This is a genomic window from Micromonospora kangleipakensis, from assembly GCF_004217615.1.
Classification (GTDB): domain Bacteria; phylum Actinomycetota; class Actinomycetes; order Mycobacteriales; family Micromonosporaceae; genus Micromonospora; species Micromonospora kangleipakensis.
The window spans coordinates 6023127-6046422 of record NZ_SHLD01000001.1 but is presented as its reverse complement, the minus strand read 5'-3'; the positions used below and the strand labels follow the sequence as shown (position 1 = coordinate 6046422).

22 protein-coding genes are annotated in these 23296 nt (G+C 73.5%); 15 read left to right on the top strand and 7 right to left on the bottom strand.

Going from position 1 to position 23296, the window contains the following annotated elements; all coding sequences use genetic code 11:
- Positions 1-296: 296 nt before the first annotated feature.
- From uvrB to EV384_RS28835, 4 genes are all read left to right on the top strand, one after another.
- Positions 297-2405, top strand: coding sequence for an excinuclease ABC subunit UvrB (gene uvrB / locus EV384_RS28850; RefSeq protein WP_130338222.1), 2109 nt, complete (start codon positions 297-299; stop codon positions 2403-2405).
- Positions 2406-2421: 16 nt separating this feature from the next.
- Positions 2422-3249, top strand: a complete 828-nt coding sequence (locus EV384_RS28845) for a helix-turn-helix domain-containing protein (protein WP_130338220.1) — start codon at positions 2422-2424, stop codon at positions 3247-3249.
- A 24-nt stretch (positions 3250-3273) separates the two neighbouring features.
- Positions 3274-3642: a VOC family protein gene (locus tag EV384_RS28840; protein ID WP_130338218.1), complete on the top strand. Its 369-nt coding sequence runs from the start codon at positions 3274-3276 to the stop codon at positions 3640-3642.
- 152 nt (positions 3643-3794) lie between these two features.
- A complete protein-coding gene (locus EV384_RS28835; RefSeq protein WP_130338216.1) occupies positions 3795-4709 on the top strand; it encodes a helix-turn-helix domain-containing protein in 915 nt (304 codons plus the stop codon).
- Between the two features lie 48 nt (positions 4710-4757).
- Here EV384_RS28835 and EV384_RS28830 read toward each other — a convergent pair whose 3' ends face one another.
- Together EV384_RS28830 and EV384_RS28825 are read right to left on the bottom strand one after the other, a co-directional pair.
- Positions 4758-5519 carry an SDR family oxidoreductase gene (locus EV384_RS28830; RefSeq protein ID WP_130338214.1) on the bottom strand — a complete coding sequence of 254 codons (762 nt, stop codon included), beginning with the start codon at positions 5517-5519 and terminating at the stop codon, positions 4758-4760.
- Positions 5520-5655: 136 nt separating this feature from the next.
- Positions 5656-5949, bottom strand: coding sequence for an antibiotic biosynthesis monooxygenase family protein (locus EV384_RS28825; protein WP_130338212.1), 294 nt, complete (start codon positions 5947-5949; stop codon positions 5656-5658).
- 103 nt (positions 5950-6052) lie between these two features.
- Here EV384_RS28825 and pnuC point away from each other — a divergent pair, with 103 nt between their 5' ends.
- The 3 genes from pnuC (at position 6053) to EV384_RS28810 (ending at position 9195) form a co-directional block, all read left to right on the top strand.
- The gene (gene pnuC / locus EV384_RS28820; protein ID WP_130338210.1) at positions 6053-6706 is read left to right on the top strand and encodes a nicotinamide riboside transporter PnuC; all 654 of its coding nucleotides are present in this window, start codon (positions 6053-6055) and stop codon (positions 6704-6706) included.
- On the top strand, positions 6703-7782 hold the full coding sequence (locus EV384_RS28815; protein WP_242624345.1) for an AAA family ATPase: 1080 nt from the start codon (positions 6703-6705) through the stop codon (positions 7780-7782). The genes pnuC and EV384_RS28815 overlap by 4 nt, the downstream gene beginning before the upstream one ends.
- 414 nt (positions 7783-8196) lie before the next feature.
- Positions 8197-9195, top strand: coding sequence for a TerC family protein (locus tag EV384_RS28810; protein ID WP_130338208.1), 999 nt, complete (start codon positions 8197-8199; stop codon positions 9193-9195).
- Positions 9196-9251: 56 nt separating this feature from the next.
- Here EV384_RS28810 and EV384_RS28805 read toward each other — a convergent pair whose 3' ends face one another.
- Positions 9252-10169: a C40 family peptidase gene (locus tag EV384_RS28805; protein WP_130338206.1), complete on the bottom strand. Its 918-nt coding sequence runs from the start codon at positions 10167-10169 to the stop codon at positions 9252-9254.
- 58 nt (positions 10170-10227) lie between these two features.
- Positions 10228-11325: a mandelate racemase/muconate lactonizing enzyme family protein gene (locus EV384_RS28800; RefSeq protein WP_130338204.1), complete on the bottom strand. Its 1098-nt coding sequence runs from the start codon at positions 11323-11325 to the stop codon at positions 10228-10230.
- A 44-nt stretch (positions 11326-11369) separates the two neighbouring features.
- Here EV384_RS28800 and EV384_RS28795 point away from each other — a divergent pair, with 44 nt between their 5' ends.
- Positions 11370-12167, top strand: a complete 798-nt coding sequence (locus EV384_RS28795) for a tyrosine-protein phosphatase (protein ID WP_130338202.1) — start codon at positions 11370-11372, stop codon at positions 12165-12167.
- Between the two features lie 78 nt (positions 12168-12245).
- Here EV384_RS28795 and EV384_RS28790 read toward each other — a convergent pair whose 3' ends face one another.
- On the bottom strand, positions 12246-13112 hold the full coding sequence (locus EV384_RS28790) for a serine hydrolase (RefSeq protein ID WP_130338200.1): 867 nt from the start codon (positions 13110-13112) through the stop codon (positions 12246-12248).
- Between the two features lie 73 nt (positions 13113-13185).
- Here EV384_RS28790 and EV384_RS28785 point away from each other — a divergent pair, with 73 nt between their 5' ends.
- On the top strand, positions 13186-13863 hold the full coding sequence (locus EV384_RS28785) for a class I SAM-dependent methyltransferase (protein WP_130338198.1): 678 nt from the start codon (positions 13186-13188) through the stop codon (positions 13861-13863).
- A 197-nt stretch (positions 13864-14060) separates the two neighbouring features.
- On the opposite strand, the gene typA is transcribed toward EV384_RS28785, so the two are convergent.
- Positions 14061-15929, bottom strand: a complete 1869-nt coding sequence (gene typA, locus EV384_RS28780) for a translational GTPase TypA (RefSeq protein ID WP_130338196.1) — start codon at positions 15927-15929, stop codon at positions 14061-14063.
- A gap of 134 nt (positions 15930-16063) precedes the next feature.
- Here typA and EV384_RS28775 point away from each other — a divergent pair, with 134 nt between their 5' ends.
- From EV384_RS28775 to EV384_RS28750, 6 genes are all read left to right on the top strand, one after another.
- On the top strand, positions 16064-17524 hold the full coding sequence (locus EV384_RS28775) for a DedA family protein (RefSeq protein ID WP_130338194.1): 1461 nt from the start codon (positions 16064-16066) through the stop codon (positions 17522-17524).
- A gap of 70 nt (positions 17525-17594) precedes the next feature.
- Positions 17595-18473, top strand: coding sequence for a lytic transglycosylase domain-containing protein (locus tag EV384_RS28770; protein ID WP_130338192.1), 879 nt, complete (start codon positions 17595-17597; stop codon positions 18471-18473).
- A gap of 259 nt (positions 18474-18732) precedes the next feature.
- Positions 18733-19248, top strand: a complete 516-nt coding sequence (locus EV384_RS28765; RefSeq protein WP_130338190.1) for a MarR family winged helix-turn-helix transcriptional regulator — start codon at positions 18733-18735, stop codon at positions 19246-19248.
- A gap of 5 nt (positions 19249-19253) precedes the next feature.
- Positions 19254-20921, top strand: coding sequence for a CocE/NonD family hydrolase (locus tag EV384_RS28760; protein WP_130338188.1), 1668 nt, complete (start codon positions 19254-19256; stop codon positions 20919-20921).
- A gap of 220 nt (positions 20922-21141) precedes the next feature.
- The gene (locus EV384_RS28755; protein ID WP_130338186.1) at positions 21142-21717 is read left to right on the top strand and encodes an ArsR/SmtB family transcription factor; all 576 of its coding nucleotides are present in this window, start codon (positions 21142-21144) and stop codon (positions 21715-21717) included.
- A complete protein-coding gene (locus tag EV384_RS28750) occupies positions 21714-23000 on the top strand; it encodes an MFS transporter (RefSeq protein ID WP_242624344.1) in 1287 nt (428 codons plus the stop codon). The genes EV384_RS28755 and EV384_RS28750 overlap by 4 nt, the downstream gene beginning before the upstream one ends.
- A gap of 49 nt (positions 23001-23049) precedes the next feature.
- Here EV384_RS28750 and EV384_RS28745 read toward each other — a convergent pair whose 3' ends face one another.
- Complete coding sequence (locus EV384_RS28745; RefSeq protein WP_007462771.1) at positions 23050-23253, bottom strand: cold-shock protein; 204 nt, start codon at positions 23251-23253, stop codon at positions 23050-23052.
- Positions 23254-23296: the final 43 nt, after the last annotated feature.

Below are 23296 nucleotides of genomic sequence, written 5' to 3'. Positions count from 1 at the left end.
GTGGATAACGCGGCTGCGGGAATCGGGTGACGAGCAGGGGCGCTCGCGGCGGCCGGTCAGCGCCTCCAGCGCGACCACGTCGGATGCGCACGCCGGTGATGTCCGGGTGCTGCGACCCTCGGTGCCGGGGGCGGCCGTCCCCTGAGGGGGGCCACCGGCCCGGTCGGCCGCCGCGAGCGGCCTACGTCGAGAGCCTAGCTCGGTGAGATGTGGCACACAATGGGAATATCGAAGCCGATCACGGACCCTCCGTGCTCGGCCCGGAACTGTCGGACCCGCGGCGTACGGTTGACGTCATGGCGCTCGACATTCCCCGGCTCGACGGCCGTTTCCAGGTCGTCAGCGAGTTCCAGCCGGCCGGCGACCAGCCGGCAGCCATCGACGATCTTGAGCGTCGGGTCCGACGCGGCGACCGCAACACGGTGCTCCTCGGCGCGACCGGCACCGGCAAGAGCGCCACCACCGCGTGGCTGGTCGAGCGGCTGCAACGGCCGACCCTGGTGCTCGCGCCCAACAAGACCCTCTGCGCCCAGCTGGCCAAGGAGTTCAGCGAGCTGCTCCCGCACAACGCGGTGGAGTACTTCGTCTCCTACTACGACTACTACCAGCCCGAGGCGTACATCCCGCAGACCGACACCTACATCGAGAAGGACTCCTCGATCAACGAGGAGGTCGAGCGGCTGCGCCACAAGGCCACCATGTCGCTGCTCACCCGGCGCGACACGATCGTGGTCGCCACGGTCTCGGCGATCTACGGGCTGGGCACCCCGGAGGAGTACCTCGAGCGCGCCGTCCGGGTCCGCGTCGGTCAGGAGATCGAGCGGGACAAGCTGCTGCGCCGGCTGGTCGACATCCAGTACACCCGCAACGACATGGCCTTCCAGCGGGGCACCTTCCGGGTCCGCGGCGACACGCTGGAGATCATCCCGGCGTACGAGGAGCTGGCGCTGCGGATCGAGTTCTTCGGCGACGAGGTGGAGAAGCTCTACTACCTCAACCCGCTCACCGGCGACGTGGTCCGGGAGGTCGACCACCTGCTGATCTTCCCGGCCACCCACTACGCGGCCGGCCCGGAGCGGATGGAGCGGGCGACCCGCGACATCGAGGCCGAGCTCGCCGAGCGGCTGGCCGAGCTGGAGCGGCAGGGCAAGCTGCTGGAGGCGCAGCGGCTGCGGATGCGCACCACCTACGACCTCGAGATGATGCGCCAGGTCGGCTTCTGCTCCGGCATCGAGAACTACTCCATGCACATCGACGGCCGGCTGCCCGGCAGCCCGCCGCACTGCCTGCTCGACTATTTCCCGGACGACTTCCTCACCGTGGTCGACGAGTCGCACGTGACCATCCCGCAGATCGGCGGCATGTACGAGGGCGACGCGTCCCGCAAGCGGATGCTCATCGACCACGGCTTCCGACTGCCGAGCGCCGCCGACAACCGGCCGCTGCGCTTCGACGAGTTCCTGGAGCGGGTCGGCCAGATGGTCTTCCTCTCCGCCACCCCCGGTCCGTGGGAGCTGGAGCAGGCCCAGGGTGAGTTCGTCGAGCAGGTCATCCGCCCGACCGGCCTGATCGACCCCGAGGTCATCGTGAAGCCCACCAAGGGTCAGATCGACGACCTGATGCACGAGATCAAGCTGCGCACCGAGCGGGACGAGCGGGTGCTGGTCACCACGCTGACCAAGAAGATGGCCGAGGACCTCTCGGACTACCTCCTGGAGAACGGCATCCGGGTGCGTTACCTGCACTCCGAGGTCGACACGCTGCGCCGGGTCGAGCTGCTGCGCGAGCTGCGCAAGGGCGACTACGACGTCCTGGTCGGCATCAACCTGCTGCGCGAGGGCCTCGACCTGCCCGAGGTGTCGCTGGTCGCGATCCTCGACGCGGACAAGGAGGGCTTCCTGCGCAGCGGACGGTCGCTGATCCAGACCATCGGCCGGGCCGCGCGTAACGTCAGCGGCCAGGTGCACATGTACGCCGACAAGATCACCCCGTCGATGGCGGGCGCGATCGAGGAGACGAACCGGCGGCGGGCCAAGCAGATCGCGCACAACGCGGCGCACGGGATCAGCCCCGAGCCGCTGCGTAAGAAGATCCACGACATCCTCGACGACATCTACCGCGAGGCCGAGGACACCGAGAACAGCCGGGTCGGCGGCGCGGCGCGACAGCTCTCCCGGGGCAAGGCGCCGGTCAAGGAGACCCGCAGCCGCAGTCGGGCCGGCGGCGCCGCCCCCTCGCGGGAGGGGATGGCCCGGGCCGACCTGGCCAACCTCATCCAGGAGCTCAACGACCAGATGCTGGCCGCTGCGCGCGAGCTGCAGTTCGAGCTGGCGGCCCGGATCCGCGACGAGGTCGCCGATCTCAAGAAGGAGCTGCGGGGGATGGACGCCGCCGGCGTGAGGTGACGGACGGAGGCCGGGGATGGGCACGTTCGAGGTCGTCGTCGGTCGTCCCGACGTCCGGCTGCGGCCGTTCGTCGACCGGTACGTCGGCTACCGCGAGCGGGCGGAGCTGCCGCTGGTGCGCCGCCAGGCGGCGGGCGCCTTCGTGGTGCTCATCCTCGGCTGGGGCGCGCCGCTGGACGTGGTCGACCCGCGGTGCGTCGAGCGCGGCGCTCATCAGGTGGACTCCTTCGTGGCCGGCACGTTCGACGCGTACTGCCTGACCCGCACGATCGGGGTGGGCACCGGGGTGGAGCTCCTGCTGGCGCCGTTGGCGGCCCGCCGGATCCTCGGCGTGCCCCTAGGCGAACTGGCCAACCGGGCGGTGGCGGTGGAGCGGTTCCCCGGCGGGTGGCTCGACCGGCTCCGGTGCCGGCTCGCCGAGACACCCGACTGGCCTGGGCGGTTCCGCCTGCTCGACGCCGCCGTGGCCGCCCGGCTGGCCGCCGCCGAGCCGGTCGATCCCCGACTGGAGTGGGCGTGGCGACGGCTGGCCGGCAGCGCCGGGCGGGTGGGTGTCGGCCCGCTCGCCGAGGAGCTCGGCTGGAGCCGCCGCCACCTGGCCACCGTGTTCCGGCGCGAGGCGGGGCTGGCCCCGAAGACCACCGCCCGGCTGCTCCGGTTCGCGGGGGCACATGCGGCGCTGACCGGCGATCGGCCGGCGGGCGAGGGCGCCCCGGCCGGCGCGGCCGAGCTGGCCGTCCGCTACGGCTACTACGACCAGTCGCACCTGATCCGGGAGTTCCGCGAGTTCGCCGGGGCGACGCCGGCCAGCCTCGCCAGGTCACATTCGTCCAATCCGGGGTGACGGGCGGGGCGGCACAGTGGAGGCATGCGAACCATGTATCCGATCTTCAGGTACCCCGATGCCCGCGCCGCCATCGACTGGCTCTGCACCGCGTTCGGTTTCACCGTGCACGCGGTGCACGAAGCCCCGGACGGCTCGGTGGCGCACGCCGAGCTCACCCTCGACACCGGCATGATCATGCTCGGCGAGCGGTCCGAGGCGCTGCCCCGACCGGCCGACGACGACTGGTCGGTCTACGTCGCGCTCGACGACGTCGACACGCACTGCGCGCACGCCCGCGCCGCGGGCGCCGAGATCGTCCGGGAACCCTTCGACACCGACTACGGCTCCCGCGACTACGCGGCCCGGGACCTCGCCGGCAACGTCTGGTCGTTCGGCACCTACCGGCCCTGATCCGGGCCGCCGCCCCCGCCGTGGCCCCGGGGCCGCCGTCGTGCCCCCGGGGCAGATCCCCTGCTGCGCACTCTGACGGCCGGTCGCACTCCGCGAGCGAGGTATTGCCGTGAGTGACGGCCGTGCGTACTCTCCCTCGGTGGGAGGCTGGGATGCCGTTGTCAGCAAGTCCTGTCATCCGGCGGGTGCGGCTCGGCGCCGAGCTGCGCCGGCTGCGCCACCGGGAGTCGCTCACCCTGGAGCAGGTCTGCGGCCGGCTCGGCTGGGCGTCCACGTCCAAGTTGTCCCGCATCGAGCTGGGCCAGAGCCGGCCGGATCTGGCCGACGTGCTCGACCTGTTCGACGTCTACGCGGTGCCGCCGGGCCAGCGGGAAGCGCTCATCGTCATCGCCCGGGACGCGGCGACCGGCCGCGGCTGGTCGAAAGCGCTGGGCGAGATGGGGGAGCGGCAGCGGGCGTACGCGGAGTTGGAGGCGGGCGTCGCCCGTCTCGTCGAGTACCAGCCCGCCGTGGTGCCCGGCCTGCTCCAGACCCCGGCGTACGCGCGCCTGCGGGTGTCCGCCGGTGCGCTGCTCGACGACGAGGTGGACGTCGAGGCCGACCTGCGGGCCCGGCTTGCGCGGCAGGAGGTGCTGCGCCGGGCGGATCCACCCGAGTACACGGCGCTGCTCGACGAGCGGGTCTGTGATCGTGGCGGCACGCCGGTCGAGGTCTGGCGGGAGCAGCTGCGGCACCTGGTGACCCTCGCCGACCGGCCGAACGTCACCATCCGGCTGGTGGCGCGGGACGCGGCGCCGCACGGCGACGTCCAGCCGTTGACGGGGTTCTCGCACTACGCGTTCCCCGATCCGGCCGATCCCCGGACGGTGCTGGTGGAGACGCTCACCACCGATCTGCGCCTGGTCACCGAGACCGACGTGGCCCGGTACGAGCGGCTGGTCGAGTGGTTGCTCGCGGTCGCACTGCCGGCCGAGGAGACGGCGGCGCTGCTGGCCCGTCAGGCGGAGCTGCCCGTGGTGCCGCGCCCCCGCGCCGCGCCGGACGGTCCGCTGCCGGACGTCCGCTGAGCGGGCCCGCCGGATGGACGGCGGGCCGCGAGGCCGTGCCGTGCCGGCTCACCGGTGGCGCTGGAAGCCGCCCTCGGAGTCGATCACCTGGCCGGTGATCCAGTCGGCGTCGGTGGAGCAGAGGAAACGGACCAGCCGGGCGGCGTCCTCCGGGGTGCCCCAGCGGCCACCCGGGAAGAGCCGGGCCACTGCGGCCAGTCGTTCCGGGTCGGCGTAGCCGGTGTCGGTCGGGCCGGGGTTGACGCAGTTGACCGTGATGCCGTTGGGCATCAGCAGCGGGGCGAGCTGGAGCGTGAGGTTCTCCACGCCGGCCTTGCTGGCGGCGTACGCCAGCTCGCCGGGCATCGGGCCGAGCCGCTGGCCGCTGGAGAAGAGCACCAGCCGTCCGCCCTGCCCGCCCGGGTGGGCGGCGGCGAACGCCTCCGCGAGCAGCAGCGTCGCCCGGACGTTGACCAGCAGGTGCCGGTCGATCTCGGCGGCGTCGAGCGCACCGAGCGGGGTGTGCGTGGAGTAGGCGTGCACCGCCACCACCGCGTCGAGGCGGCCGTGCCGGCGGACCGCCTCGGCGACCAGCTTCGCCGGCGCCGACGGGTCGAGCAGGTCGGCGGGGCGGTGGCGGGTGTCGTCGCCCAGCTCGGCGAGGAGCGCCGGCACGTCGTCCGGGTCGCCGCCGTAGGGCTGGGCGTCGTCGTACCCGGGCAGGCCGGTCAGCAGCAGCCGCCAGCCGTCCGCGGCGAGCGCGCGGGCGACCGCCGCGCCGATGCCGATCCGCCGGCTCACGCCGGTGACCAGGGCGACCCGTTCCGTCATGATCGACAGCCAACCGGGTCCGGCCTCATCCCGCAAGGCAGTTGTCGGCGCGCGGCCACCGGGCCCGGCGCCCCCGATGCCCGTCGGGACCGGCGGCCAGCGCGTCGCACGCACGCTAACCGGGAGGTACGACAGCTCAGGCCGGAACGTCGACGAAGTGCTCGACCAGCGGCGGGCCGGCGAAGTGCGGGCCGATCAGGGCGCGCCACTGCGGGAACTTCTCGCTCTGCCGGAAGTTGACGTCGTGCGCCTCGACCGAGTCCCACTCGACCAGCAGCACGAACCGGGAGGGGGACTCGACGCCCCGGGTCATCCGGGCCGAGCGGCAGCCCTCCGTGCTGGTGATGATCGGGTACGCCTGCACGTACGCGGCGGCGAAGGCGTCCTCGTGCCCGGGGGTTACGTCGATCAGTGCGACCTCAAGAACCATGACCGAAGCCTCGCACGCCGCCCCGGCGGTCACGGGGCAGGGGTCTTTCCCGGTCCGGTCCGGAGCTCTAGGGTGAGCGCTCGGAAACACGGGGGAGGACCACATGCTCGACTGGCTGACCGGTACGGCGTTCACGGTGGCGGGGACCGGCACCACCTGGGCGGAGCTGCTCGGCTTCGCCACCGGCGTGGTCAACGTCTGGCTCGTCGCCCGGCAGCACATCGCGAACTGGCCGATCGGCATCGCCAACGTGCTGCTGCTCATGCTGCTCTTCTGGACCGCCGGCCTCTACGCCGACGCCGGCCTCCAGGTCGTCTACGTGGTCCTCGGCGCGTACGGCTGGTGGCACTGGCTCTTCGGCGGGGAGCGGCGCAGCCGGCTCGCCGTGGCCCGCACCGGGCGGCGGGAGTGGTGGGCCCTCGGGGTCGGCGGGGTGCTGCTCACCGCCGGGCTCTGGGCGCTGCTGGACCGGGCCACCGACTCGACGGTGCCGTTGGCCGACGCGCTGACCACCGCGCTCTCGCTGCTCGCCACGTACGGGCAGACCCGCAAGCTGGTGGAGAGCTGGTGGCTGTGGATCGTGGCCGACCTGATCTACATCCCGCTCTACGCGTACAAGGGGCTCTGGCTGACCGCCGGGCTCTACCTGATCTTCCTGGCCCTCTGCGTGGTGGGGTTGCGGGCCTGGCGGGCCGACCTGCGCGATCGGTCGGCGGCGACCCCGGTGCCGCCCGGCCCGGCCCCGGTGGCCGCGTGACCGGGCCGCGCGACGAGCCGGAGTTCCGGCACGGCATGGTGGTGGGTAAGTTCTACCCGCCGCACGCCGGGCACCACGCGCTGATCGAGGCCGCCGCGGCCCGCTGCGCCGCGGTCACCGTGGTGGTCGCGCCGTCCCGGCGGGAGTCGATACCGCTGGACGAGCGGGTCGCCTGGCTGCGTGAGGCGCACGCGGCCACCCCGTGGGTCCGGGTGGTCGGCCGGTACGACGACCATCCGGTGGACTACGCCGACCCGGTGGTCTGGGACGCGCACTGCGCGGTGTTCCGGGAGGCGGTCGGGGCGGAGCCGGTCGACGCGGTCTTCTCCTCGGAGGCGTACGGCGCGGAGCTGGCCCGCCGTTTCGACGCCGTGCCGGTCTGCGTGGACGCCGACCGGCTGGCCGCGCCGGTCTCCGGCACCGCGGTGCGGGCGGACCCGGCGGGGCACTGGCGGTGGCTGAGCCCGCCGGCGCGGGCCTGGTTCGTCCGCCGGGTCGTGGTGGTGGGGGCCGAGTCCACCGGCACCACGACGATGGCCGCGGCGCTCGCGGACCACTACCGCACCGCCTGGGTCCCGGAGTACGGGCGGGAGCTGACCGCCCGCAAGCTCGTCGAGCTGCGGCGCCGGCGCCCGGCGGCGACGGTCTTCGACGTGACCTGGGACCGGGACGACTTCGTCGAGGTCGTTCGGGCGCAGCAGGCCGCCGAGGACGCGGCGGCCCGGACCGGCGGCCCGCTGCTGTTCTGCGACACCGACGCCCGGGCCACCGCGGTCTGGGAGGAGCGGTACCTCGGGTCGGCCTCGGCGGCGGTCCGGGCGGCGGCCCGCCGGCCGGCGCTGTACCTGCTCACTGACCACGAGGGCGTCCCGTTCGACGACGACGGGCTGCGCGACGGGGAGCACCTGCGGGCCTGGATGACCGGGCGGTTCCGGGCCGAGCTGGCCGACTGCGGGGTGCCGGTGGTGGAGCTGCGCGGCCCGCACCCCGAGCGGCTGGCCACGGCGGTGGCGGCCTGCGACGCGCTGCTGGCGGCTGGCTGGTCGCTCGCCGACCCCCTGCTGCCCGCCGCCTGAGGCCGGCCCGGCGACGGCCGACGCGTCGCGGCCCGGACGCGGTCCCGGTCGGGGGGAGCCAAGCTCATACCCGGCAATTCGGGCGCCTAGCCTCCTAGGATGCCGTAGCGGATATCGCCTGCCGCACCCTGGAAAGTGATCCCACCATCAATCGGGGCCGCCGGAGATGCGCCGACCACCCCGGATGGTGAAGAATGGCGGCCGAGGAGGGGAGTATTCCCCCGCGACGGAGTCGTCAGCACGGACGGCCGCCGACCCCTGGCGGCACGACCCGGCTCCGTCGGTCAGCGGCCCGTCACCCGGGTCGGTGGCGGAAGAGACCTCCGACAGTCACCAGAGTCAGCGTCGACGCACCCCGGCCCCTCACTCGGCGTACGGTGTGCCCGACGCTGCGTGTCTGCCGGAGGATGGAAATTGAACGTGTCCGGATGGGTGTGGGCTGCGACCCTCGTCGCGATGACGGCGGTCCTGCTCGTCGACCTCTTCATCATCGGTCGTCGCCCGCACGAGCCCAGTGTCCGGGAGTCGAGCCTCTGGGTCGGCTTCTACGTCGGGTTGGCCCTGCTCTTCGGGGTCGGCCTCTGGCTCACCTCCGGCCCGAGCGTGGCCGGCCAGTTCTACACCGGGTGGCTCACCGAGTACAGCCTCTCGGTGGACAACCTCTTCGTCTTCGTGATCATCATGGCCCGCTTCGGGGTGCCCCGGCGGTACCAGCAGAAGGTGCTGCTCGTCGGCATCGTGCTGGCGCTGGTCATGCGCGGTGGCTTCATCGCCGCCGGCGCCGCGCTGATCTCGCAGTTCTCCTGGGTCTTCTACATCTTCGGCGCGTTCCTGATCTACACCGCGGTCAACCTGGCCCGGCAGGGCGAGCCGGACGAGGACGAGTTCACCGAGAACCTGCTGATCCGGTGGAGCCGCAAGGCGCTGCCGATCGCCCGTGACTTCGACGGCGCGAAGATGACCACCCACGAGAACGGCCGGCGGCTCTTCACCCCGATGCTGATCGTGATGATCGCGATCGGCACCACCGACCTGATCTTCGCCCTCGACTCGATCCCGGCGATCTTCGGCATCACCCAGGAGCCGTACCTGGTCTTCACCGCGAACGTCTTCGCGCTGATGGGGCTGCGGCAGCTCTACTTCCTGCTCGGCGGGCTGCTGGACCGGCTGATCTACCTCAGCTACGGCCTGGCCGTGGTGCTCGGCTTCATCGGGGTCAAGCTGGTCCTGGAGGCCCTCGCCGACAACAACCTGCCGTTCATCAACGGCGGCCAGCACGTCGGCTGGGCCCCGCACATCCCGATCTGGCTCTCCCTGACGGTCATCCTCGGCACCCTGGCCGTGGCCACCGCGGCGAGCCTGGTCAAGTCGTCCCGCGACCGGCGCCGCGAGCTGGCCGAAGCCCGGCGCTGACCCGTCGGAAAAGGGCGCTCCCGTCGTCGGGAGCGCCCTTTTCTTCGCGTATGGGGTCAGACCCGGTGCGCGCCCACCAGGGTGGCCAGCCGGTCGGCGGGCAGCTGCTCCTCGACCAACCGGCGCTGCCGGTAGCAGGCGTGCAGCATCCGCCGCTGGTCGCCCTGCGGCTCGGCGGTGACGATGCCGACGTGGTGGATCCGGCGGCCGGGCCGGGCGAAGAAGTAGAGGTCGCCGGGGAGTTCCTCGCCGAGCGCCAGCGGGGTGGTCGCCTCGGCCTGGTCGTCGGCGTCCCGGGGGAGCGTCACCCCGAACCGGCGCCAGGCCAGGTGCACCAGGCCGGAGCAGTCGATGCCGAGGCTGGAGAGGCCGCCCCAGATGTAGACGAGGCCGCGGAGCCGGTCGGCGACGGCGAGGACCTCCTTGGCCTCCGGCCGCTCGGCCGGAAGGGGGACCACGTCGGTCTCGGAAACCCAGAGCGGTTCGGTGTGCCCGGGAACGTGGCACGGCAGCCAGCCGTCGAAGAGCGGACCCGCCCGGTGCAGCCGCGTGCCGAGCACCACTCCGGGAAGCGCCGGCGGACCACCGGGCGTGGCGTGCAGGTCGGCCACGAGGGCGTCGATCACGAATAGCGGCGACCGTTGCCGCTGGGGCAGGAGCGGCGCCAGTTGGGCGGTGGGCAGCCAACCGGGGTAGCCGCGCGGGTCGAGCTTCGCCGCCGGCTGCTCGACGGCGACCACGTGCGCCCAGCCGTCGGCGCGCAGCTCGGTGACCAGCACCTGCTCACCGAGCAGCAGCTGGCTGAGCACGCAGTCGCCGACCTGCTGGTCGTGGTCCAGCCCGGCGACCCAGGCCGGGACGTCCGGGTCGCCGGCCAGGGCGGGACGGTCGACCGGCCGGACCGCGTCGGGGGAGGCCCAGAGGGTCGCCACCGGGACCCGGACGACGGCCTCGCGGCCCGGTTCCAGCTCCACGTCCACCCCCACCTCGCGCCGCTGTCACCCGCGACCCTATGAAAGATTCCAACGATCATCAACCACGGGTCTGCATCTTTGCTTCAGTCACCGAGGTGACGCCGAGCCCGGGGGCGTCCGGCAGCACGACCGTCGCGCCGTCGTACCGGATCCCGCCCCGCACCGGTGACCAGGCCAGCCACCAGGCCGCGTCGAGGTCCGACACGGCGGTGGTGCCGTAGGCCGCGACCAGGCTGGCCGCGGCGCCGACGCCGATCTGACTCTCCATCATCGAGCCGACGATCGTGCCGACGCCGTGCGCGGCGGCCAGGTCGAGCAGGGTGCGGGCCGGGTGCAGGCCGCCGCACTTGGCGAGCTTGACGTTGACCATGTCGGCGGCCCGGCGGCGGATCACCTCGACCAGGTCGCGCACGCCGGAGACCGACTCGTCGGCGAGGATCGGCAGGTCGACGCGGTCGCTGACCCAGGCCAGCCCGTCCAGGTCCCAGCGGGCGACGGGCTGCTCGACCAGTTCGACGTCGAGGCCGGCGTCCTCGATGCCGCGGATGATCCGGACCGCCTCGCGCGGCGTCCAGCCCTGGTTGGCGTCCAGCCGGATCCGCACCCCCGGCCCGACCGCGGAGCGGACCGCGCGGACCCGGTCCAGGTCCCCGCGGGCGTCGGTGCCGACCTTCAGCTTGAGCACGTCGAACCCCTCGCCCCGGCGTTGCTTGGCGGCGGCGGCCAGGTCCACCGCGTCGCCGGCGGCCAGGGTGACGTCCGTCGGGACCCGCCGGGTGGTGCCACCGAGCAGCCGGACCAGCGGTACGCCGAGCCGCCGGGCGGCCAGGTCGTGCAGCGCGACGTCGACGGCCCCCTTGGCGGACTCGTTGCCGGCCACCACCCGCTGCACATCGGCGCAGCGGGCCACCAGGTCGTCGGCGTCCCGCCCGGCGAGGGCCGGCGCGATGAGCTCCCGGACGCACGCCTCCGCGCCGGCGACGGACGCGCCGGTCACCTGCCAGACCTGCGGCGCCTCGCCGAAACCGGACCGTCCCTCGTCGTCGATCACCTCGACGACCAGGGTGTCCACGGTGGTGGTCCGGCGCAGCGCGGTGACGAACGGGGTGTGTAAGGGGGCGGAAAGCCGGTGGGTGCGTACCGCGGCGATCGTCATGTGCGGCACCCTATACGGAGGCGGGCGCGAACAGGGGAGGCCGGATGCTGCAGCGGGACTGGGAACTGGTGGGCGCGCCGAACGCCCGTGACCTGGGCGGCCTGCCCGCGGCGGAGGGGCGGCGGGTGCGGGCCGGTCGGCTGATCCGGACCGCCGCGCTGGGCCGGTTGACCGACGAGGACCTCCCGGTGCTGGGCAAGCTGGGGCCGGCCTGCGTGGTGGACCTGCGGGGCGCCGCCGAGCAGCAGGTCGCCCCGCCGGACCGGCTGGTGGGCGAGCCCCGGGTGGTGCACCTGCCGGTGTACGACCCGGCGCACCCGGTCTTCACGTACGTCTCGGCGGTGCTGCTCGGCCACGACCTGACCGCCTACGACGAGCTGGCCCGGGAGGGCATGCCGGCGGCGATGGCGCAGATCTACCGGTGGTTCGTCACCGGGGCGGCGGCCCGGGAGGGCTTCGGGGCGGCGGTGCGGCTGGCGGCCGAGGAGCGGAACCTGCCCCTGCTCTTCCACTGCTCGGCCGGCAAGGACCGTACCGGCTGGCTGGCCGTCGTGCTGCTCACCGCGCTGGGGGTGGACGAGGTGACGATCCGGGCGGACTACCTGCGGCACAACGAGCTGACCGAGAGTCTGCGCGAGGTGCTGCTGGCCGCGATGACCCGGCGGCAGCCGCACCTCGACCCGGCGACGGCCCGGCCGCTGCTGGAGGTGCGGGCGGAGTACCTGGATGCCGCGTACGACGAGGTGCGGCGGGTGCACGGCTCGTTCGGGGCGTACCTGCGCGACGGGCTGGGCGTGACCGACGGGGTGGTCGCCGCGCTGCGGGACAACCTGCTGGACTGAGGTGCCGACCTGGTACCTGGCGGCGGTGCTCGGCGGCGCGCCCGGCCGGGTGGCGGGACGGGGCAGCGGTGCGGCGGGTCAGTCGGCCAGGGCGTGCCGGGCGTCCCAGACGCGGGCCGAGATGGTGGCGATCAGGCGGCAGGCGTCGTCCTCGGTCTCCTCGCCGCTCGGCCCGCCGTCGGCCAGGTCGGTGGTGGTGCAGACGACGATCGCGTACGGCGGGGCGTCGGCCGGGAAGACCACCCCGGCGCCGTGCCGTACCCCGCGTACCCAGCCGTTCTTGTGCGCGATCCGGGTGCCCTCGGGTAGCCCGGCGGCGAGGTCCTCCCGGTGCTCCTGGGCGAAGAGCACGTCCAGCATCGCGGCGCAGCTCGCCGGGGCTGCCAGCGGGCCCGGGCGGTCGGCCCCGACCGCCAGCCCGCCGAGCAGGGCGGCGAGGTCGCTGGCGGTGACCAGGTTGGTGATGCCGGCGTCCCGGGCGGCGAAGTCCTCGATGCCCCGGCCGGTGACGCTGTGCCGGGCCCCGGCGAGCGCCCAGGCTCGCGCCACCGCCGGCAGCCCGACCTGGCTGAGCACGATGTTGGTGGCCAGGTTGCTGGACCGCACGATCATCCGCTCGGCGAGCCAGCGCAGCGGCGCGGTGCCGCCGACCCGGTCCCACACGGCGTCGTCGTTGTCGTAGTGCTGGGCGCAGGCGAACCGTGGCACGCCCGGCAGTGCGGAGTCGAACTCGTTGCGTACCGGGATCGGCGTGTCCAGGTCGAGGGTGCCGGCCTCGGCGGCCCGGTGCAGCGCCACCAGCACGGCGACCTTCATGGTGCTGGCCGCGTAGTGGGTGGCGTCCGGCAGCCGGGTCCAGGTCGGTCGGGCGTCCAGCCGCCCCACGTACGCGGAGACGGTGCCGGGCACCTTGTCCAGGTGGGCGTCGAGGTCGTCCCAGATCATGCCGGTGACCGTAGCCGATCATCGCCCCGCGCGGGGCAGCGGTCCGCCGCCGGGCCGCCTAGCGTGCGGGGGTATGACGACCTCCGCATACGACGCCATCGCCGACTGGTACGAGGACTACGTCACCACCTCCGCCGCCGACTACAGCGATCGGGCCAGGGGCGTGCTGCGGGAGTTGCTCGGCTCGGGTCCGGGCCGCTGCCTCGACCTCTGCTGCGGCACCGGCGCGCACGCCGCCGAGCTGCGCCGGTTGGGCTGGGACCCGGTCGGGGTGGACCTGTCGGCCGGGCAGTTGCGCCACGCACGCCCCCGGTTGCCGGTGGCCCGGGCCGACGCGACCGCGCTGCCGCTGGCGGACGTCGCGGTGCCGGCCGCGGTCTGCGTCCTCGCCCACACCGACATGCCGGACTATCCGGCGGCGATCGCCGAGGCGGCCCGGGTGCTCGCGCCGGGCGGGCGCCTCGTGCACCTCGGGGTGCACCCCTGCTTCGTCGGCGCGTTCGCCGATCGGTCCGAAAGGGACCGGATCGTCATCGACGGCGGCTACGCCGAGCGGGAGCGCACCTTCCGGGCCTGGAACGCGGACGGGGTACGAGCCCGGGTCGGCGCCTGGCACCTGCCGCTGGCCGATCTGCTCAACGCGGTGACCGACGCCGGCCTGACGCTGACCCGGGTCGCGGAGTCCGGCTCCGGCCCGATCCCCGACATCCTCGCCCTCCAAGCCACCAAACCCCCCACCAAACCCACCTGACCCACCTGACCCACCTGACCCGCCCCGCCCCTGCCTCCTGCTCAGACAAGTTGATCATGAAGTTGTTGCCACCCGAGCCGGCGTGTCGTGGCGACAGCTTCATGGTCAACGGAGCGGGGTCGGGGAGAGGGAGGCGGGGGCGGAGACGGCGGAGCCCGGGCCGCCTGGGGCGGTCCGGGCTCCGAGTGTGCGGTGGGTCAGCCGGCGTGCTTGCGGCGGGCCGCCATCCGGCCGCGCTGGGTCTGGTCCAGCACCACCTTTCGGATGCGCACCGCGACCGGCGTCACCTCGACGCACTCGTCCTCGCGGCAGAACTCGAGGGCCTGCTCCAGCGACAGCTTGCGCGGCGGGATCAGCTTCTCGGTCTCGTCGGAGGTCGAGGCGCGCATGTTCGTGAGCTTCTTCTCCTTGGTGATGTTGACGTCCATGTCGTCGGAGCGGGAGTTCTCCCCGACGATCATGCCCTCGTACACCTCGGTGGTCGGCTCGACGAAGAGCTGGCCGCGCTCCTGAAGGTTGATCAAGGCGAACGCGGTGACCGCCCCCGCCCGGTCGGCCACCAGCGACCCGTTGTTGCGGGTACGCAGCTCGCCGAACCACGGCTCGTACGACTCGAAGACGTGGTGCAGGATGCCGGTGCCCCGGGTGTCGGTGAGGAACTCGGTGCGGAAGCCGATCAGGCCGCGCGCCGGGACCAGCCACTCCATCCGGATCCAGCCGGTGCCGTGGTTGACCAGCTGCTCCATCCGGCCCTTGCGGGTCGCGAGGAGCTGCGTGATCGCGCCCAGGTACTCCTCCGGGGCGTCGATGGTCAGCCGCTCCACCGGCTCGCAGGTCTTCCCGTCGATCTCCCGGGTGACCACCTGGGGCTTGCCGACGGTCAGCTCGTAGCCCTCCCGGCGCATCTGCTCCACCAGGATGGCCAGCGCCAGCTCACCACGGCCCTGCACCTCCCAGGCGTCCGGCCGCTCGGTCGGCAGGATCCGCAGCGACACGTTGCCGACCAGCTCCTTGTCGAGCCGGTCCTTGACCATCCGCGCGGTGACCTTCGAGCCCTTGACCCGGCCGACCAGCGGCGAGGTGTTGGTGCCGATGGTCATCGAGATCGCCGGCTCGTCGACGGTGATCAGCGGCAGCGGCTGCGGGTTCTCCGCGTCGGCCAGAGTCTCACCGATCATGATCTCCGGGATGCCGGCGACCGCGATGATGTCGCCCGGGCCGGCCGAGTCGGCCGGCTTGCGCTCCAGCCCCTCGGTCATCAGCAGCTCGGAGATGCGCACCCGCTGGGTGCTGCCGTCGGTGCGGCACCAGGCCACCGTCGCGCCCTTGCGGATGGTGCCCTGCCGGACCCGGCACAGCGCGAGGCGGCCGAGGAACGGCGAGGCGTCGAGGTTGGTGACGTGCGCCTGCAGCGGCGCGCCCTCTTCGTACGCGGGCGCCGGGATGGTGTCCAGCAGGGTGCGGAACAGCGGCTCCAGGGAGCTGCTGTCGTCCGGCACCGAGCCGTCGGCGGGCTGGGTCAGCGAGGCGATGCCGTCGCGGGCGCAGGCGTAGACGATCGGGAAGTCGATCTGCTCCTCGTCGGCGTCCAGGTCGAGGAAGAGCTCGTAGGTGTCGTCCACGACCTCCTTGATCCGGGCGTCCGGCCGGTCCACCTTGTTGATCACCAGGATGATCGGCAGGCGCGCGCGCAGCGCCTTGCGCAGCACGAAGCGGGTCTGCGGCAGTGGGCCCTCGCTGGCGTCGACCAGCAGCACCACGCCGTCGACCATGGTCAGGCCGCGCTCGACCTCACCACCGAAGTCGGCGTGGCCAGGGGTGTCGATGATGTTGATGGTGACCGGATCGGACCCGTCCGCCGGCAGGTAGTGCACGCCGGTGTTCTTGGCCAGGATGGTGATGCCCTTTTCCCGCTCCAGGTCCCCCGAGTCCATGACCCGCTCGGTTACCTCACCACGGGCGCCGTAGGCGCCGGCCTGCCGCAACATGGCGTCGACCAGGGTCGTCTTGCCGTGGTCTACGTGGGCGATGATGGCGACGTTGCGGAGGTCGGTGCGAAGCTGCATACCCTCCATACTCCTGTCTGCGGTTGCCGGTGCGCGTGTCGGGGTCACCCCGAGATCGCCCGGATCTCTGCCGAAACTGCTGTTCCGACCGTTCCTGCGGCTGGCATGCTGGCCCCCGTGCTGCTGGGGACCGGATGCCTGACCTGCTGATGTCGCTGCAGGGCCTGCCGTCCCTGCTGATCTACCTGGCCGCCGCGACGATCGTCGCAGGTGAGACGGCGGTGATCTTCGGCTTGCTGGTGCCGGGAGAGGCGACCCTGTTGCTGGTCGGCTTCTTAGCCTACGCGGGGACGCTGCGGATTATTCCGGCGCTGCTGGTGATGACGGGTGCTGCCGTGATAGGCGACACACTCGCCTTCCGGGCCGGCCGCCGGTTCGGCCCGCGGCTGCGCGCCTCCGGCCTGGGTGCCCGGATCGGCCCCGAGCGCTGGCACCGGGCGGACGCCATGCTCGCCCGGCTCGGCGGGCGGGGGTACTTCGCCGCCCGCTGGGTGGCCTTCGCCCGCACCCTGGCGCCCCGGCTGGCCGGCGCGGCGGGCCTGCCGTACCGGCGGTTCGCGCCGTGGAACCTGGCCGGGGTGGTCACCTGGGTGGGCGCCTCGGTCCTGCTCGGCTACCTCGCCGGCGAGTCGTACGAGCGGGTCTCCCACCTGCTCGGCCGGGCCACCGGCGCGGTCGGGGTCCTGCTGCTCTGCCTGGTGGCCGTGGTGCTGGCCGGTCGGTGGCTGGGCCGCAACCCCGACCCGGCGCGGGTCCTGGCGTCGCGGGCCGCCGCGCTGCCGCCGCTGCGTTGGCTGCGGGCCCGCTACGGGGTGCTCTTCTTCCTGCTCACCACGCGGATCGGACCGGCCTGGACGCTGCTGCTCAACCTCGCCGCCGGCCTGCTGCTGCTCTTCACCGCCGGGCTGGCCATCGCCTCCGCGCTGGAGGCGGGGGTCCGGTACAGCGGGCTCGCGGTGGTCGACGGCCTGCTCGCCGACTGGTTCGCCGACCGGCGTACCCCGGGGGTGGTCCAGGCCGCGTCGACGGCGGCCTCGCTGCTGCGCGGGTCGTTCCTGATCGTGGTGGTCGCGCTGGTCGCCGCCGTGCTCGCCTGGCGGCACCGGCCCTGGCGGGCGGACCTGCTCAGCGTCGTCGGCACGGTGGGGGCGTTCGTGCCGCTGGTGGTGCTGGCCGTGGTGGCCGACCTCACCGGACCGGGCGGGCCGGGCGACGCCACTGTCCTGTTTCCGACCCAGAACGCGGTGGTGACGGCGAGCCTCGGCACGTTGGCCTGGCTTCTGTCCCGGGGAGCGCACTGGCCGGCGGCGGTGGCCGCCTGGACGGTCGCCGTCGCGGGTGTGGTGGCGATCGGCGGCGCCCGGCTCTATCTCGGCTGGAGCACGGCCAGCGGCACCGCCACCTCCGTCCTGCTCGGCATGGCCTGGACGGCGGTGTTCATGGTGGCCTGGGCCACCCGGGACCGGGCGGTCGGCGACGGGCGGGCGGCCGACGGCCCGGCCGGCGACGAACCGACCGCGGCCCTCGGCCGGCGACGCGCGCCGGCGGGGGCCGGCGCGCCGGAGCGGGACCGGCGTCGATCGACCGGTCGGTGAGCGCTTCTCGGGCCCCCGCGACCCGTCCGGTCCTTGCTAGGGTCCGGCGCAGAGCCACGGGGAGGGTCAGATGCGTCGAGGGATGAGTCGGATGGGCGCCGCGGTGGTGGCCGGCCTGCTGCTGGCCGGCGGGATCACCGGCTGCGGCGGCGCGGACCCCGCGCCCCGGGAGCTGGCCGCGCCGGTCGCGCTGCCGACGGAGGCGCCCGTCGAGGCGCCCGCCGACCAGCCGAGCGAGGTGCCGCCGGGCGTCGAGGCGATGGGCGTGGCACCCAGCGCCAAGGCCAGCCCGAGCGCCAGTCCGACGGTGAAACCGAAGCCGAAGCCCACCCGGACGACGGCAGGTCCGCTCTCCACCCCGAAGCCGCCGACCGAGACGCGGGTACCGCCGCCCCCGCCGAAGCCGGCGCCGAGCGGCTGCCAGCCCACCTACCAGGGCACCCAGGCGACGCGCAGCCAGGTCAAGGCGGCGCTCGGCGACGCTGCCGCCCGCACCTACTGGCCGACCTCCGCGCCGGACATCGCCATCCCGCTCAAGCTGCTCAAGGCGACCGCCTGGCAGGAGAGCGGCTGGCAGTCCAACATCGTCGCCTGCGACGGTGGGATCGGGCTGATGCAGGTCATGCCGGCCACCGCGGACTGGATGAACCAGCGCTTCGGCCAGTCGTACGACATCGGCGACTACCGGGACAACGCCTACCTCGGCGCCAACTACCTGGCCTGGCTGACCAAGTACATCGGCGACATGTACTTCGAGTCCGACTACCGGCTGGACGCCTCGCTCTGCACCGACGAGCTGAACTCCTGCCTGCTCAACGCGATCATCTCGGCGTACAACTACGGGCACAACGCGGTGGCCCGGGAGGGCGAGCCGCTGACGATCCCCAACCCGCAGTACGTGCGCAACGTGCGGGCGCTGATGACCGAGTGCGTCTGCCTGACCTACTGACCTGACCGACGCCGGCCGCGGTGGACCCGCGGCCGGCGTCGCGCGGTGTCAGTCCCGTGCCGCGGCGGGCACGGGCTCGCCCCGGTCGGGCTCCGCCAAGGTGTCGGCCCGCACGCGGCGTGCCGAGAATTTCGTCCCCCAAGACCAAGTCGGCAACTCGAAGTCCGAACATCTTGCCCGGCGAGACTGTCGGCGGCGTTCTATGCTGCTGACCCGGCCTGTTCGACAGGGGAATCGACAAGACGTGGCATCGCACGGCATGTACCGACGGCGGGACGACCCACGCGGGCGGATGGTCTCGGACATCACCAACGACCTGCGGCGCTACTCGGTGGACGCGCAGCACGTCGGGCATGCCTTCGCCGCCCTGCACGGGCTCAACGCCACCGACCTGCAGGCGCTGATCGCCGTGATGGACGCCGAGCTGGCCGGCGCCCCGATCACCCCCGGTCGGCTCGGGGAGCAGCTCAGCCTCTCGTCCGGCTCGGTCACCGCCCTGGTCGATCGGTTGGAGCGGGCCGGACACATCCGGCGTGACCGGGACACCGCCGACCGGCGCAAGGTGTTCCTGCATTACGCCGACCGGGGCGCCGCCCTGGCGATGGAGTTCTTCCAGCCGCTCGGCGCGCGGACCGACCAGGTGATGGCCCGGTTCAGCGACGAGGAGCTGGCGGTGGTCCACCGGTTCATGGGTGAGATGGGCGCCTCACTGCGCGAACACCGCGACGCGGTGCGGGCCGCCCGCCCGGAGTCGGCACGCCGGGCCACGGACTGACCGACGTGCTCGACCGGCTCGCCACCCGACTCGCCACCGCGGTGCTGCGGTTGCCGGCCGCCCGGAGCCGGCGGGTCACGGTGACCCGGGACATCCCGGTCCGGGTCCGCGACGGGGTGACGCTCCGCACCGACCACTACGCCCCGGACCTGCCCGCCGCGCCCACCGTGCTGATCCGGACTCCCTACGGGCGGGGCGGGCCGGTGCGGCTGCTCGGCCGGCTCGCCGCCGAACGCGGCTTCCACGTGGTCATCCAGTCCTGCCGGGGGACGTACGGCTCCGGCGGGGAGTTCGCGCCGCTGGTGCACGAGCGCGACGACGGCCTGGACACCGTCGAGTGGCTGCGCCGGCAGCGCTGGTGGTCCGGCGCGTTCGGCATGTTCGGCGCCAGCTACCAGGGCTTCGTGCAGTGGGCCGTCGCCGCCGAGACGGCCGACGAGCTGAGGGCGATGGTCGCGGTGGTGACCGCCTCGGGCACCCGCGACTCGACGTACGCGGGCGAGTCGTTCGCCCTGGACACGGTGCTGACCTGGGCGGAGCTGCTCCAGGCGCAGACCGTGCCGTGGCTGGCCCGGCAGTGGGAGCTCAAGCGGGGGCAGCCCCGGCTGGCCGCCGCGCTGGCCCACCTGCCGTTGGCCGAGGCCGACCGGATCGCCACCGGCGTGACCGTGCCCTTCTTTCAGGAGTGGCTGCGCCACCACACCCCGGACGCCGACTACTGGCGGTCCCGGGTCTTCGGCGACCGGATCGCCGAGGTGCGCGCCCCGGTGGCGATGATCAGCGGCTGGCACGACATCTTCCTCCCCGCCCAGCTCGACGACTACGCCGCGCTGCGGGCCGCCGGCGCCCACCCGCGACTGACCGTCGGACCGTGGACCCACGGCAGCCCCGGGCTCTTCGCGGCCGCCCTGCGGGACGGCCTCGACTGGCTGGACGAGCACCTGGCCGGCCGCCCGGTCGCGCGTGCCGCGCCGGTGCGGGTGCACGTCGGGGGAGCGGGCGGTGGCTGGCGGGACCTGCCCGACTGGCCCCCGCCGGCCGCGTCGACCCGGTGGCACCTGCACGCCGGGGGCGGCCTCGCGCCGGACCCGCCGGCCCCGTCCGTGCCGGATTCGATCTGGTACGACCCCACCGACCCCACGCCGTCGCTCGGCGGACCGCTGCTGGTCGCCCAGCGGGCCGGTGCGGTGGACAACCGGCCGGTGGAGGCCCGGCCGGACGTGCTGACCTACACGAGCCCGCCGCTCGACGCGCCGGTGGAGGTGATCGGCCCGGTCCACGCCGAGATCCATGTCCGCAGTGAACTCTCTTACCTGGACGTCTTCGTGCGGCTGTGCGACGTGGACCGCCGGGGTCGTTCCTGGAACGTCTGCGACGGTCTGGTCCGGGTCGCGCCGGGCCGCTTCCCGACCGGTCCGTCCGGCGTGGTGCGGGTGCCGGTGACCCTCTGGCCGACCGCGCACCGGTTCGGCCCCGGGCACCGGTTGCGGGTCCAGGTCTCCGGCGGCGCCCATCCGCGGTACGCGCGCAACCCGGGCACCGGCGAACCGCTCGGCACGGCGGTGACGCTGCGTGCCGGTAGGCGGGAGATCCTGCACGATCCCGAACATCCCTCGGCGCTCGTCCTGCCGCTCGTCGGCGTCGGTCCACAGTCTTCTCTCAGTTCCAGATAACGCCGCTGAGCTGGGCAGACCCTCGGAGGTCCGGCTACTCTCGGGGCAACTGCCCGGTGCCGTGCAGCAACTCGCCGGGCACATTCCCGGATCACCCCGTCCTATACGCGGTGTGAAGGGCCGGTCCGGGCGACGGTGGGGTCCAGTCTCCGGCATACCGGCAACGACACTTCCGCAATAGATGTTGCGCAAGCATCGTTGCCGGTGTCAGGATCTGGGTATGCCGAACCAGGACGTCCGACAGGTGACCGATTCCCGGGTCCTCGCCGCGCTCGCCCACCCGCTCCGCCGTCGCCTGATGGACGTGCTCAAGGTGCACGGGCCGGCGACGGTCGGGCTGCTCGCCGAGCGGACCGACCAGGCGCCGGCGAACGTCAGCCACCACCTCAAGGTGCTGGCCACCGCCGAGCTCGTCACCGAGGCTCCCGAGCTGGCCCGGGATCGCCGGGAGCGGTGGTGGCGCCTGCAGAGCCGCGGGGTGCGCTGGTCCAACACCGACTTCGACGCCGACCCCGCCGCCCGGGCCGTCGCCGACGCCGCCACCTCGCTCAACCTCGACCGGCAGGTCTCCCTCGCCCGCGCCTGGCACGCCGCCACCGACGAGGCCCAGGCCGCCTGGGGCGACGGCCCCTTCTCCACCGACCGCTGGCTGCACCTCACCCCGGAGGAGCTGGGCGAGCTGGGCCGCGAGGTGATCGACCTGCTCGCCCGGTGGGCGGACCGGGAGGTGCCCGACGACGGGCGGCGGCGCGAGCCGGTCTTCCTGTTCGCCTACGGCATCCCGGCCCAGCCGTGAGCACCGCGACCACGAACCGGGTGCCCGATCCGCCGGTACGCCCGCGCGGCGGGCTGTTCCGGCACCGGGACTTCCGGCTGCTCTGGACCGCGCAGGCCGTGAGCAGCGTCGGCAGCAACGTGACGACGGTGGCGTTGCCGCTGGTCGCGCTGGCCGTGCTGGACGCGACCACCTTCCAGGTCGCGGTGCTCACCGCCGCGGCCTGGCTGCCCTGGCTGCTGGTCGGCCTGCCGGCCGGAGCCTGGGTCGACCGGCTGCCCCGCCGCCCGGTGATGATCGTCTGCGACCTGGCGTCGGCCGTGCTCTTCCTCAGCGTCCCGGTGGCCGCCGTCCTCGGGGCGCTCACCATCGGCCAGCTGCTGGCCGTGGCGCTCGGCGGGGGCCTGGCGCGGGTCTTCTTCGAGACCGCCGACCAGGCGTACCTGCCGACCCTGCTCCGGCCGGAGGAGGTGCCGGAGGCCAACGCGAAGCTGCAGGCCACGCAGACCGCGAGCTACGTCGTCGGTCCGGGGCTGGCCGGCCTGGTCGCCCAGCTCGCCGGGGCGGTCACCGCCCTGCTGCTCGACGCGCTGAGCTTCCTCGTCTCCGCGGCCTGCCTGGGCCGCATCCGCGCGGTGGAGCGCCCGGCGCCCCGCCTCGACGGGCCGCCGTCGCTGCGCCGGGAGGTGGCGGTCGGGATCCGCTTCGTCGCCCGGGATCCCTACCTACGGGTGCTGACCCTCTTCGGGGCCGCCAGCAACATCGGGCTCACCGGCTACCAGGCCGTCCTGGTGGTCTTCCTGGTCCGCTCGGCGGGGCTGCCGCCCGGCCTGGTCGGGCTGCTGATCGGCCTGGCCAGCCTGGGCGGCATCGTCGGCGCGACCATCGCCACGACCGTCGCCCGCCGGGTCGGCACCGCCCGCGCGCTGCTGCTGGCCGCCCTGGTCAGCGGGCCACCCGCCCTGCTCATCCCGCTCGCCGGGCCGGGCCTCGGGATGGTCTGGCTGCTCCTCGGCGGAGTCGCGGTCAGCCTCGCCGTCAGCGTGGGCAACGTCGTGAAGGGCAGCTTCCGGCAGACGTACGCCCCGCAGGCGCTGCTCGGCCGGGTGACGGTCAGCATGCAGCTGCTCAACTTCGGGACGATCCCGCTGGCGGCCGTGCTGGCCGGGGCACTGGGCGCCGCGTACGGGCCGGGCCGGGCGATCTGGGTGATGACCGGTTGGTTGGCGCTGACCCCGCTGATCCTGCTGGTCGGGCCGCTGCGGCGGCGACGCGACCTGCCGGCGGCGCCGGAACCGGCCTGAGATGCGCTGCGGCGGCGGTCGGATACCGACCGCCGCCACCGGCACGGAGCTACATGGGACGGACGTTGTCCGCCTGCGGCCCCTTCTGCCCCTGGGTCACCTCGAACTCGACCTTCTGGCCCTCGTTGAGTTCCCGGTAACCGCTACTCGCGATGGCCGAATAGTGGACGAACACGTCCGGGCCTCCGCCGTCCTGCTCGATGAAGCCGAAGCCCTTTTCCGAGTTGAACCACTTGACCGTGCCGGTTGCCATGCAATCTCTCCCTGTTCAAAGCGGGTGAGCACCGACCGCGCGG